Consider the following 12235-nt stretch of genomic DNA (forward strand, 5'->3'; position numbering starts at 1 on the left):
CTGGCCAAAACCTACCCACATCAATCGTTACTCAACTCCACCCTATGAGTCGCACCCCCATCCTCTACCCGCACAAAGCCACAGCGCAGGTAAAACGCGCTTCCCTCGACAGTATCGGTATTAAGCCTCACGCTTCTAAAGTGCAAAGCAGCATGAACAAGCAGCGCATTCACCAGCCTCTGACCAACATACTGCCCCCTAGAACCAGGCACCACGTACACACGTCGCAACCTCCCGACACTGGCCTCAGCGTAGGGATCAACTGAAAGCCCCCCGATCCCCACCATTCGCTCGTTCAAGTACGCTGCCATCAGGCACTCTCCAGGCGCATCGAAGCGATTAGCGCCTGACTGCCACTCCGAGATCAATCGGGTAAGAAACCTGAAACCCTCAGCCACCGCCGCCTTCTCAAGGTCTGCAATCTGTGGCGGTAGGTGTGTGATCGGTTGAATCTCCGCCTGGTTCATCCGTACTCCCTGGCTTGGCAAAAAACACTGGCGGCGCGGCTGGAAAACCCTAGAGCAACGCCTCTATTTGCCGGCGATTTTGCAACTGGACAGTTGGCACCTCTGGCCCCACCGCCGGGCGCGTCTTCTCGATGCCAGGGCGCGAGTCACGGTCGAAATTCCACACGTAGCGCAGGAAGGTCAGGAGCTCCCGGTCGAGCTCCCCGCTACAGCCGTCAGGCATGTGGACGACCAATGGTCAGTGACTGACTGGTGCCGGTCAACTCCTTACCTTCTGCAGGATGCAGGTATGGGAAGGTCGCACAGACTCAAGGCTTCAAGTCGCCCAACGGGTCGTAAGGCGGCTTTTTCTCATCCCTGTGTTTCTTCTCCTTATCCAACGGCGCAATCGCCGGTCCGATAGGATCCACCTGCGGATCCGCCACATCCGGCGAATCCGGGTCAAACCCCAGTTCATCCTTGCCACTGGAATGTTCGCCCGAAGCCGGGCCTTTGGGTGGGTTACTCACGGCGTTCTCCTCGTTCAGAGTGGGCGGGCCTTGTCATGCAGGTTTTCCAGGTCTTCCTCGACGCGTTCCACGTCGTCGTCCTGACGCTCTGCCGGGTCGTTGGGGCGCAACGCATCGTTGTCGCGCTCTTCTTCTCCGGGTGTGCGGTCAGGGTTTGGGGTGCCGGGCGGTGGCTGGTTGTAGTCGGACATGATGGTTCACCTCGAAGGGGTCTACACAGGTTTAGAGAAACCGCCGTGCGCCATCGTTCAACTTGTTTGCCTAGGCGTGAGATGATGCGCGCCCCTTCTGGAGGCATGAACCGGATGTTCGAGCTCAAACCCTGCGACCCTGTCACCTTCCGCCAACAGACCCGGCGCAGCACGTTGATTGTGGCGGTGCTGTTCCTGGCCTTGGCGATGTTGCTGTCGAGCCTGGCGGTGATGCTGTTTGGCCAGCCTGGCGGGGATAATTTCCGCTTTAATGTCGGCGGTGTGTTCGCCGGGGTGCTGATTACGGTGGCGCTGGTGCGCGGGCCGTTCTGGAGCCAGCCGTGGCTGGCGGCGGCGGTGTATGGCTGGCAGCTCAAGCGCAACCTGATGAGCGTGACCAATGTGATGCACAAGGTCACCGAGCGGGTGCAGGCGAATGACCCGACGGCGATCAAGGTGCTGCGTTTTTATCACTTGGGCCTGACGCAGATGCATGAGCTGGACGCCAACTCCAGCGCCCAGGTGCAACTGGTCGCTGAGGTCGAGGCGCATAAGGCCAAGATGCAGGCGCTGGGGATCGATCCCGAGCAGACCCGGTTCGACCCCGCCTGGCTGGAGGCCTTTAAAAGCGCTTAGGCCAGCACGCCGATGCGTTGCGCGTCGGGCCAAAACAGCGCGGCCTGGCCGCAGGGTTGCCCGGCGTCGTCGAGCAGGGTCCACACTACCCCGGCGTGGATCATGAAGGGCTGATCAAAGGCATCTACGCGCCAACCGCTGTAACCGGCGGCGATGCCGTTGGCGGTGACTTGCTCCAGTAGCACCTGGCGCGCGGCGCGGTCGAGTTCCGAGGCGCTGAAGCGTGAAGGCATATCGATGAAGCGCTCGCGCGGGTATTTGAAGCACTGCAACGCGCAGTCATTCACGTAGGTAAAACGCGGGTCTGCGGCGCCGTCATGGGCGAGCAGGCTGTAGGGCGCGTCGCGGTGCAGCCAGGCCAGGCGCTGTTGCGGGTCGAGGTGGTCGGGGGCCGGCAGTCCCTGGCCGGTCCAGTGTCGATACGCCTTGTCCAGCACGCCTACGAAGTCTTCTTGATGGGACACGCACAACCTCACATCGTCAGTTGGAAATCTTTGCCCGCCAGCAGAACACCGCGCTGACGGCAATGGCCGCACCGGCCAGGCCAAACACCCAGGGCGCCGAGGCGATCGGCAGCAGCAAGCCGGCGAGCAAGGGCCCGAGGCCTGCGCCGATATCGCGCCACACAGCATTTGAAGCCAGCGCCGACACGCGCAGGGAACCGGGGTTGCGCTCGGCGACCAATGTCGTCACCAGCGGCAGTTGCAGCGCACGCAACACCAGCACCGCCGCCGCGCCGACAATCACCCAGTAACTGCCGAATGCGGTCAGGGCCAGGGCACTCAGGAACGAAAACAGCAGCAGCATCGAGGTTGCGCCAAACCGCTGGGCCGCACGACCGCCCAGGGGGCTCAGGAGCATTTCCGAGACGTACCGCAGCGCCATTAGGCCACCGGCGATCAGCACCGCATCGCCGCCCAGCAGCTTCTGCGCCTGGATCGACAGGCCGAAGATAAACAGCCCGTCCAGCGCCACCCCCTCGATAAACGACCACATCGCCACGCTGTCCGGCCACTTGAAGCGCCGCCCCGGCGTGCTGTGCAAGTCATGCCCGACCGTAGGCAAGCCGCGCGCCATCCACAAGCCCACCAGGCAGCAGCCGGCCAGAATCAGAAAGATCGGACGCGGCCCGGCCATCAATGTCAGCCAGCCGCCCAGGGGCAACGCCAGCATCGGCCCCAGGGCGATCAGCGCGCGGGAACGCCCGGCCCGGCGTGCGGCACCGGCGGGTTCCGAGGTGGCCAATACTTGGGTCGACAGGTTCAACGCAGCAAAACACAGGCCCCACACCAGGCGCAGGCAGAGCAAGGCGGCGAAGCCGGACAAAAGCGAGTTGCCCACGGCGCACAGAGTGGCAGCGCCGGCGGCGATCATGCAGGTCAGGCGGTCGCCGTTGCGCGCGTAGAAATTGAGCACATGGCGATAGCCGAAAATCCGCACCAGGCGGTTGGCCGCCAGCAGCACACCGGCCTGGGCCAGGGTGATGCCGAAGGCCTGGGATTCCATCGGCAGCAGCAGGTAGAGCAACACGTCGCTGGGCAGGCATAACGCCAGGGTCAGAGCGGCGCGGCGGGAATGGGTATCAGCGGTGCGGAGGGCCAGGCTGGACATAAATCTGGAAACATCCCGAAATATTCAGGTCGCCACGGTAGCGTTAATCAGCCCTTTTTCCCATAGGGAAACAACCGCAGACCACTGGCCACCGCACCGACCAAGGCAAACCCGCAGCCCAGCCACAGTGCATATTGCGGCCCGCTGCCCAGGGACAGGTGGAAACACAAGGCCACCAACGACGCGCCCAACGTCTGCCCCAACAACCGCGAAATCGCCACGATGCCACTCGCCCCGCCGCTGCGGGCCAACGGCGCGCTGGTCATCAAGGCCTTGAGATTGGGTGACTGGAAGAAGCCGAAACCCGCCCCACATAACGCCATGCGCCAGCCGATATCCAATGCCGATGCACCGCTGCCCAGGGTCGCGAGCGCGGCCATGCCCACGCTGAGCATCAACAGGCCGATGCCGCACAGCACGCCCAGGTTCACGCGGTCAGCCAGGCGCCCCGCCACCAGCGCCATTATCGCCACAACCGCGGGCCACGGCGTCATGAGGAAACCGGTTTCCACCTGGCTATGCCCCAGCACCGCCTGCAACAGGAACGGCAGCGACACAAACGCCAGGCCCTGGGCACTGAACGCGCAAATGGCAGTGAGGGATGACAAGGCAAACACCGGACGCTTGAACAGATCCAGCGCGAGCATCGGCGCCGGGTGCCCGGCCTGGCGCCGCAGCAGCAATGTGCCGCACACCAGCGCCACGGCGATCAGGCCCAAGGTCAACGCGCCCTGGGCGCCGTGCACCGCCGTGCCCAAACCCAACACCAACAACGCAAACAGCCCCGCGCACAACAACGCGGCAAGGCGATCGAACGCGTGCCCGGTCATCGGCAGGGTCGGCAACGAGCGCAGGCCCAGCGCCAGCGCCAGCAAACCCAAGGGCACGTTGATCAGGTACAGCCAGTGCCAGGTCGCCACCGACAGAATCGCCGATGCGGCGGTCGGGCCCAGGGTAAACGCCAACCCCACCACCAGCGAGTTGTAACCCAGCCCCCGACCGAGCATTTTTGACGGGTAGATATGCCGCAGCAGCGCCGTGTTCACGCTCATGATCGCCGCCGCGCCCAGCCCCTGCACCACCCGCGCCGCCGTCAGGGAGACCAGCGACCCGGCCAGCCCGCAAAACAGCGACGAGACAATAAACAGCAGCAACCCGCCGAGGTACACCCGGCGATGCCCCAGCACATCACTGAGGGACGCAAACGGCAGCACCGTGGCGATAATCGCCAACTGGTAGGCATTCACCACCCAAATTACCGAGGCGGAATCGGTGCCAATCCCCTCGGCCAGGGTCGGCAACGCCGTGTTGACGATGGCCGTGTCCAGGGTCGCCATGCCGATCCCCAGGGAGATCGCCATCACGGCCGGCAGGCGTTTATTGAGGGGCAACCCATCGGCAACAGAAGACATGGACAATCCGCGCAGGTGACAAAGGCGTTTAGATTAAGGGCTGCGGCGAATTTTTTCAGTGCTGGATTGGCTGGCTGTCAGTATTTTCATGTTCGCCAGTGCCCGGTCTTGGCCATCACCTCTACCGCTTCGGCGAAACCGGCCTGGGGTGCGCTGTTCAAGGTGACCAGGCCCACACAGCGGCTCGGTTTCAATGCCGCGGCACGCACGGCCACTCGCCCGCCCGCCTCCACACCCGCCAACACCGCCTCGGGGATATGCAACGCGTTCATCAGTTCCAGCACATCCTGGCCTTGCGCCGCCTCATCCTGCCCGCGCAGGTTGGGGACAATCACCCGAAAACCCTGAGCCGCCAACGGTCCGCTGACCGCTGCAAACGCGTTCACATCCGCCGCCAGCAAGATAATCGCCCGGCCCTCCTCCGGCCCGAAGGCTTCATAACGGATCTCGCCGTCATCGGTGCTCACCTGCTGCACGGCCAATGCCGGTGCGGCCATCACCACTGCTGCCAACAGCAAAAAACCACGACGATCAAACATGACGGACTCCCACTATTAATTCACTGCCCAGCCAACCGGCCAGGTATTCCCCTGCCTGCATCACACCCGCTTCTTCCCCCAGGCGCTGCACCAGGAACTCACACAGCCCGGCGAAACTGCCGTCGGCCTGTAGCTGTTGCACGGCCAGTAGTTCCAGCGCATCTACCTGGCGCAAACGCGACGTGAACTGCCGCCGCCACACCAGCAAGCCGCCCGCTTGTTCCAGCATCACCGCTTCCGGCGCGGGCGCTTCCTGCCACAGCGCCGACCAGATGGCTTCGGCATTGGTGGTCAGGGCGTGGCAGCGCAACGACGGCGTCAGTTGCAACACGGCCGTGTCCCAATCCAGCTCGGCCAAGGCCTCCAGGGCCAACGGCTGTGCATCGGCGGCGACAAAGGCTTCATTCAGGGCCGACTCGATCCAGGCCAGTTCATGCACATCGGGGTTGCGCGGGAATACGTCCTTCAAGGTGGCGTAGAAGCCCTCCGGATACGCGTCCAGCGTCCAGGCGTGGGGCGGATGGTTGTCGATATGGGTGATGCTTGCGGCCAGGAAGGCCTCTTCCCCGACCCAACGGCGCAGGTTGGGAAACGCCTGCTCCAGGCAACCCACCAACTGCGCGCGGTAGTTGTTCTGGTACACCGCCAGGCCGGCGTGATGATTGCCCAGCGCCTGCGCGGATTCATCCGAGGCACTCACCAACCAGCTGCGAAAGGTCTGTTGTAGCTGTGCCAGGTTCATCGTTGCGCTCCCAACGTGCGGGCCATGGCCAATTCCTGGAGCAGCTCGGCCAGTGGCGGGATCTCATCGTCGCGCTCGATCATGGTCGCCACCGGCCCCAGCCGGGTCATGGCCTGGGCGTACAGCTCCCAGACGCCGGTGCACACCGGGCTGTCATGGCTGTCGATCAAGATGTCGCGGCCTTGACTGTGGCCGGCCAAGTGCACCTGGCGCACACGTTCGGCAGGAATACCCTTGAGAAACGCCTGGGCGTCGAAACCGTGGTTGCTGGCACTCACGAACACATTGTTGACGTCCAGCAGCAGCTCGCAGCCGGTGCGCCGGGCCATGGCCGCGATAAATTCCCACTCGGTCATGGAGGCGCCTTCGAACGCCAGGTAACTCGACGGGTTCTCGAACAGCATGGTGCGGCCCAGCACGTCCTGGGCTTGCTGGATGTTGGCGCAGACCCGGTCCAGTGCCTCTTCGGTGTACGGCACTGGCAGCAAGTCATGGGAATTGAAGCCACCGCTGCGCGACCAGCTCAGATGGTCGGACACGAACAGCGGTTCAACCTCGTCTACCAGTGACTTGAGGCGCTTCAAGTAATCCCCGTCCAGCCCTTCGGCGGTGCCGATGGACATGGACACACCGTGCAGCGCCACCGGGTACCGTTCGCGCACCTGACGTAAAATGTGCCGGGGCTGGCCGCCCGCGACCATGAAGTTTTCGGAGATCACTTCGACGAAATCCACGGGCACCGAGGTCTCCAGGAAGTCGCAGTAATGCTCCTTGCGCAGGCCCAGGCCGTAGCCTGAAAAGTGCGGGTTGGATGTCGACATGGCGGATCTCCGCAAAGAATAAGTGGCGAGCCCACGAGGGGCCCGCCGGGTGGATTACTTCGGTTCGGTCAGGGTGCCGCCGGCCTTGAGGCACTCGGACGGGGTCTTGACGATCACGCCTTCGCCTTTGCAGCTGTTGAGGCCTTTGCAGTCGTTCTTGGCGGTGGCGCACAGGCTGGTGCCTTTGCAGGTGTTGACGCCGTAGCAGCGGCCGGGTTTTTCCGGCTGGTCGGCGGCGCTGGCAGCGGTGGCGAACGAAGCCGAAGCCATGGCGATCAGGGCAGCAGCGGCAGCGAGGCTAAGACGGGATTTGAGTGCAGTGTTCATGGGTGCTTCTCCGGGGTTGGGGTGAATTACTTGATAACGGACGCAGCGTCTTCGATGACTTTCGCCACAGCCTCAGGCTGGGAGATGTACACCGAGTGGCTGGCCTTGATTTCGGTGACCTTGGAACCGGCACGCTTGTACATCCAGCGTTGCAGGTCCGGGCTCAGGGCGCGGTCTTCGGTGGAGACCACGGCGTAGGTCGGTTTTTTGTGCCAGGCCGCGGCCCACACGGTGCCGCCGAACAAGGCAGTGGTCGCCGGCACTTGGGAGGCGGCCATGAAGTCGGTGCGGTTGGTGGTCAGGTCGGCCGCAAAGTCGGCGTTGAATTTGGTACGGTCGAAGAACAGATGACCGTCGCGGCTGGCCTTGATGTCATCGCTGGGCGCCGGCATCGAGCCGATCAACTGGGCCATGTTCTCGCCCACTTCCGGCTGCAACGCCGAGACGTAGACCAGCGACTTGACCTTGTCGCGGTCACCGGCAATCGAGATCACCCCGCCACCGGAGCTGTGACCCACCAGCACCACCGGGCCGACTTGCTGCTCCAGCACCTCGCGGGCCTCGGCCACATCGGCGGCCAGGCTCTCGTGGCCCTGGTGCACCACGGTGACCTTGTAGCCCTTGTGAATCAGGATGTCGTGCACCACACGCCAGCCGGAACCGTCGACAAACGAACCGGGCACGATCACCACGCTTTTACCGGTGCCGGGCTGCGGGGCATCGGCCGCCTGGGCCAGCATCGGGACAGTCAGGGCCATGGCAATGGCCAGGGAAGAAAGCATACGCATTGGAAATCTCCATCAAAGTTAAGAACGTTTGCCCAAGATCAGGCGGTCCAACGACCAGGCCCCACCGCCGTACGCCAGCAGCGGCAACAACAAGCCCGCCCAGGTCAGGTGAACCGGCCAGGCGGCGGGGTACACAAACACCTCGATCACCAGGGTCATGCCCAACAGCGCAGCCGCAGCCGGACGGGTCAGCAGGCCCAGCACCAGCAACAGCGGGAACAGGTGCTCGGCATAAGTCGCCAGGTGCGCAGCCCAGTCCGGCGGGATCAGCGGCAAGGCGTACTCCGAACGGAACAGCGTGTAGGTCGACGGCTTGAGCTCAAGAAACCCCGTGACCTTGGTGCGCCCCGACAGGAAGAACACCGCCGCAATCGCCACCCGCGCCACCAGCAACAGCAGGGCTTCGGGGAGCAGGCGCTGGATCACGGCTGCTCCGTCAGGCTGCCAAAGCCTTTAGGGGTCTTGATCTGGGTGCAGGTGCCTTTGTCCACCAGCACCCAGGCGTTGCCCTGGTAGTCGGTGGTGGAGGTGGCAGCGCACGAAGTGCCAGCGCCTGCGGCGCAATCGTTGGCACCGGCCAGGGCCACGCCGAAGCATTTTTCCTGGGGCTTGGGTTCATCGGCATGGGCCACGGCCGCGAAGGCACTGAGGGACAGGGCGAGGGTTGCCGCGAGGGCTGCGTAAGGACGCTTCATGGGGTGAGTCTCCTGGCTTGACTGAGTGTGGCCAGGGCGCCTTGGGGTCGGTGACCGCCTGCGCCAGCTGGTGTGCAGAGTTAAAGCCAGGCGTGTATCCGGTCTGTGTCGCGAACGCGATAGAACGTCATGCGGGTGTATCAGGATGGTGCGGGGATACAGTTCGATACACAGTCAATAAAACAATGCCAAAACCCCGGCGGTTTATTCGGCATCCCGAACGACACAATTAGAAATATTCGCCTTTCCGAACGAAGGCTCTTACGGGCCGCCGACGACCGCAAAAATCACCATAAATTTCATACGGTTGTTGTCATGTTTGTTACATGCCAACTGGCATACATTCTGCTTTATCCGTGTTTCTGGTAATAAAATGTTTCAGCTCTGAGACAGTCTCATCCTCTGAAGCATGGCCGGCGATCCACCAATAAAAACCACCACGCCCCAAAGGAGGGCGGCCTTCCGACCTTTTGATCGACATCAACTTTCCAAGACTGCTGCTGCACATCTGCACCCCAAAAAGGGCGAACGGCCTGATCGCCGAAAACAAGCCCGACTATAAAAAGGACGATTTGATGAGCTCGAGCAAGAACCACGCAGTGTCCTTCCTGGACGCAGACCACCCCACGCCGGCCACCCCGGACAGCACCATTGGCTTTGGCCCTTTCCTACTCCTGGCAAGGCAGCACGTATTGCTGCGCAACGGCGAGCCGGTGACCCTCGGCAGCCGTGCGCTCTACCTGCTGATTGCCCTGGTGACCCGCGCCGGCGAACTGCTGGAGAAATCCGAACTGATCTCCTTCGCCTGGCCCAAGGTGGTGGTGGAGGAATGCAACCTGCGCGCGCAGATCGTCGCGTTGCGCCGGGCCCTGGGTGACGATGGCAACTTCAGCTACATCGTCACGGTGCCGGGTCGGGGTTATCGTTTTGTCGCGCCCGTCACGGTACTGGCTCCCGGTGAAGAGCACCTGCCGGTGCCTTATGTGCGGGTGGATGAGCCCAACCTGCCGACGTCGACAGCTGAAGTGATCGGCCGCGACGCCTTGATCGCCAGCCTGGCCGACCAGGTCATGAGCCAGCGCTTCGTCACCCTCACCGGCCCCGGCGGCATCGGCAAGACCACCGTGGCCATGGCCGTGGCGCAGCGCTTGGCCAGTGAACTCAACTTGGGCAGTTGTTTTGTCGACCTGGCCCCCGCCACCAGCGGGCAATGGGTGGCCGGCATGCTCGCCAGCGCCCTGGGCATCCAGACGGTCAGCGAAGACCCACTGCACGGCGTGGCCGCCAGCCTGGTCAACCGCCGTCTGTTGCTGGTGCTGGACAACTGCGAACACGTGCTGCCGGCCACCGCCGACGCCGTGGAAACCCTGCTGCGCAGCGCACCTCAATGCCATGTGCTGACCACCAGCCGCGAACCCCTGCGCGCCGACGGTGAACGGGTGCACGACCTGGCACCGCTGCAAGTGCCCGACGCACACGCCAGCCTCAGCGCCCACGAAGCCCTCGCCTGGTCCGGCGTGCGCCTGTTTGTGGAAAGGGTGCGCGCCCTCGACCCCGACTTTGTGTTCGGTGATACCGATGTCGCGGCGGTCTGTGCGATCTGCCGCAAGCTCGACAGCAACGCCTTGGCGATCGAGATCGCCGCCGCCCGCGTGCGCACCTTTGGCATCCAGGACCTGGTGGGCCTGCTTGACGGCAGTTTCCGCCTGCAAATGACCGGTCGACGCACCGCCCTCGCCCGCCATCGCTCCTTGAGCGCCACCCTGGATTGGACCTACGCCATGCTCAGTGGCGATGAACAGGCGATGCTGCGTCAGCTCGCGGTGTTCACCGGTTCCTTCACCCTGGAAGCGGTCAAGTCGATGACCGCCAGCAGCAGCCTCGACCCGCGCAACGCCCTGCCCCTGCTCGAAAGCCTGATGGACAAGTCACTGCTGATCGCCGGTGAGTCCAAGGCGCTCAAACGCTATCGCCTACTGGAAACCACCCGCGCCTACGCCCTGGAAAAACTCAGCGAACAAGGCGAAACCCGCTCAACCTGCCAACGCCATGCACGCTATGCCCTCGGTATGTTGCAGGAGGCCGGGCAGACCCTGGATGGCCTGTCGCCGGAAACCTGGCTGGCGCTCTACGGCCCGGAAATCAACACCATCCGCGCGGCGCTCGATTGGGCCTACTCGCCCAGCGGCGACTTGGCATTGGGCATCGAACTGACCCTGGGTGGCGTGCCGCTGTGGCTGCGCTTGTCCTTGGTCAGCGAGTGCCGCACCTGGGTCGACAAAGGCCTGGCCAGCGACGGCCTCGTCCCACTGCCGTTGCGCCAGCGCATGCTGTTGCAGACCGCCCTGGCCAGTGTGCTGATGCTCACCTACGGCACCGGCAGCGAAATGCGCGAAGCCTGGCGCCAGGTGCGCGAAGACGCCCGCGACCTCGGTGATGCCGAGCACAAATTGCGCGCGTTGTGGGGTTTGTGGACCGACCGCTGCGGCTGCAACCAGTACACCGAAGCGCTGGAACTGGCCGAGCGCTACATCGCCCTGAACAGCAGCGGCAGCCACCAACTGCTCGGCAAGCGCATGCGCGCCGTGGCGCTGTTCCACATGGGTGACCTGCTGGGCGCACGGCAGAATATCGACGAAGCGCTCGGCTCTCCGTCGGCGCCGCGCTCGCACATCATCGACGTGCACTTCGACCAACGCATCGCCGCGCGCTGCCTCAAGGCCAAGGTGCAGCTGCTCGAAGGCGATGTCGACCCGGCACTGCGCCTGATCGGCCAGTGCGTCGACGAAGCCATCTCCCTCGATCACCCCGCGACCCTTTGGTACACCCTGTGCCTGGGCGCAATCCCCCTGGCGTTGCTGGCGTCCAACCTGCCGAAAGTGCGCTACTACCTGGGGTTGCTGCAAGACAGCACCACCGGCCAGGACCTGCATATCTGGCGGCAATTTCGCCTGTGCTTTGAAAGCATCCTGCTGATCCGCGAAGGCTCGCCGGAAGCCGGCGTGCCGCAACTGGGCGAAGCCCTGCATCACCTGCAAGGCCAGGGTGACAGCCAGCTCTACAGCCTGCTGCGCTGTGAATACGCCCTGGGCCTGGCGCGCCTGGGCCTGGAAAAACTCGCCCTGGAAGTGCTGGAAGACACCCTGCAACTGGCCCTCGGCCGCCACGAACGCTGGTTCGCACCGCAGATGTTGCGCATCAAGGCACAACTGACCCTGCGCCAGGCCCACTTCGGCTCGGTGGACAAGGCCAAAGTACTGCTGCGCCAGGCGTGGGTGGATGCGCAATTGTCGGGCGCGCATTTTTGGCGGGCGCAGATTGCGACGGATTTGGCGCGGCTTCAGGAGCCCAAATTGCGTATCGCCTCCCTGCCCCGCTTCCAGCACCGCTAGAAACGTCAATCTGGAATGATTTTCTGTGGTGAACGGGCTTGTTGTGGTGAGCAGGCTTGCCCAGCTCACCACAACAAGCCCGCTCACTACAGAGATGACAGGGGT

General features: G+C 63.6%; 15 protein-coding genes. 2 read left to right on the forward strand and 13 right to left on the reverse strand.

What is annotated here, in order from left to right:
* Positions 1-20: 20 nt before the first annotated feature.
* From HX812_RS02950 to HX812_RS02960, 3 genes are all read right to left on the reverse strand, one after another.
* A complete protein-coding gene (locus HX812_RS02950) occupies positions 21-467 on the reverse strand; it encodes a GNAT family N-acetyltransferase (RefSeq protein ID WP_038850278.1) in 447 nt (148 codons plus the stop codon).
* A 308-nt stretch (positions 468-775) separates the two neighbouring features.
* Positions 776-976 (reverse strand): DUF6021 family protein, encoded by a 201-nt coding sequence (locus tag HX812_RS02955; RefSeq protein WP_038850277.1) that lies wholly within the window; start codon positions 974-976, stop codon positions 776-778.
* A 14-nt stretch (positions 977-990) separates the two neighbouring features.
* The gene (locus HX812_RS02960; RefSeq protein ID WP_016979666.1) at positions 991-1167 is read right to left on the reverse strand and encodes a hypothetical protein; all 177 of its coding nucleotides are present in this window, start codon (positions 1165-1167) and stop codon (positions 991-993) included.
* Between the two features lie 114 nt (positions 1168-1281).
* Here HX812_RS02960 and HX812_RS02965 point away from each other — a divergent pair, with 114 nt between their 5' ends.
* Positions 1282-1803 carry a DUF3087 family protein gene (locus HX812_RS02965; RefSeq protein WP_038850276.1) on the forward strand — a complete coding sequence of 174 codons (522 nt, stop codon included), beginning with the start codon at positions 1282-1284 and terminating at the stop codon, positions 1801-1803.
* Here the strand turns inward: HX812_RS02965 and HX812_RS02970 are convergent.
* From HX812_RS02970 to HX812_RS03015, 10 genes are all read right to left on the reverse strand, one after another.
* The gene (locus HX812_RS02970; protein WP_235165510.1) at positions 1800-2267 is read right to left on the reverse strand and encodes an MEKHLA domain-containing protein; all 468 of its coding nucleotides are present in this window, start codon (positions 2265-2267) and stop codon (positions 1800-1802) included. The two genes, HX812_RS02965 and HX812_RS02970, sit on opposite strands and share 4 nt — an antisense overlap.
* Positions 2268-2283: 16 nt before the next feature.
* The gene (locus tag HX812_RS02975; protein ID WP_038850274.1) at positions 2284-3414 is read right to left on the reverse strand and encodes an MFS transporter; all 1131 of its coding nucleotides are present in this window, start codon (positions 3412-3414) and stop codon (positions 2284-2286) included.
* A gap of 47 nt (positions 3415-3461) precedes the next feature.
* Positions 3462-4826, reverse strand: a complete 1365-nt coding sequence (locus tag HX812_RS02980; RefSeq protein WP_038850273.1) for an MFS transporter — start codon at positions 4824-4826, stop codon at positions 3462-3464.
* 86 nt (positions 4827-4912) lie between these two features.
* Complete coding sequence (locus tag HX812_RS02985) at positions 4913-5365, reverse strand: alpha/beta fold hydrolase (protein ID WP_050572494.1); 453 nt, start codon at positions 5363-5365, stop codon at positions 4913-4915.
* Positions 5358-6107 (reverse strand): DNA-binding domain-containing protein, encoded by a 750-nt coding sequence (locus HX812_RS02990; RefSeq protein WP_038850272.1) that lies wholly within the window; start codon positions 6105-6107, stop codon positions 5358-5360. Before HX812_RS02990 ends, HX812_RS02985 begins: the two co-directional genes overlap by 8 nt.
* Entirely contained in the window at positions 6104-6928 is an 825-nt protein-coding gene (locus tag HX812_RS02995) for a DUF692 domain-containing protein (RefSeq protein ID WP_038850271.1), read from the reverse strand. Before HX812_RS02995 ends, HX812_RS02990 begins: the two co-directional genes overlap by 4 nt.
* A gap of 54 nt (positions 6929-6982) precedes the next feature.
* The gene (locus HX812_RS03000; protein ID WP_038850270.1) at positions 6983-7255 is read right to left on the reverse strand and encodes a hypothetical protein; all 273 of its coding nucleotides are present in this window, start codon (positions 7253-7255) and stop codon (positions 6983-6985) included.
* Positions 7256-7281: 26 nt separating this feature from the next.
* Positions 7282-8043: an alpha/beta fold hydrolase gene (locus HX812_RS03005; RefSeq protein WP_010209550.1), complete on the reverse strand. Its 762-nt coding sequence runs from the start codon at positions 8041-8043 to the stop codon at positions 7282-7284.
* Between the two features lie 18 nt (positions 8044-8061).
* A complete protein-coding gene (locus HX812_RS03010) occupies positions 8062-8469 on the reverse strand; it encodes a DoxX family protein (RefSeq protein ID WP_033901356.1) in 408 nt (135 codons plus the stop codon).
* Positions 8466-8738: a DUF2282 domain-containing protein gene (locus tag HX812_RS03015; protein ID WP_010209548.1), complete on the reverse strand. Its 273-nt coding sequence runs from the start codon at positions 8736-8738 to the stop codon at positions 8466-8468. Before HX812_RS03015 ends, HX812_RS03010 begins: the two co-directional genes overlap by 4 nt.
* A 575-nt stretch (positions 8739-9313) precedes the next feature.
* Here HX812_RS03015 and HX812_RS03020 point away from each other — a divergent pair.
* A complete protein-coding gene (locus HX812_RS03020) occupies positions 9314-12130 on the forward strand; it encodes a winged helix-turn-helix domain-containing protein (RefSeq protein ID WP_038850299.1) in 2817 nt (938 codons plus the stop codon).
* The last annotated feature ends 105 nt before the right edge of the window (positions 12131-12235 follow it).

It is taken from the genome of Pseudomonas sp. IPO3749 (assembly GCF_013386605.1).
Lineage (GTDB): Bacteria > Pseudomonadota > Gammaproteobacteria > Pseudomonadales > Pseudomonadaceae > Aquipseudomonas > Aquipseudomonas azotoformans_A.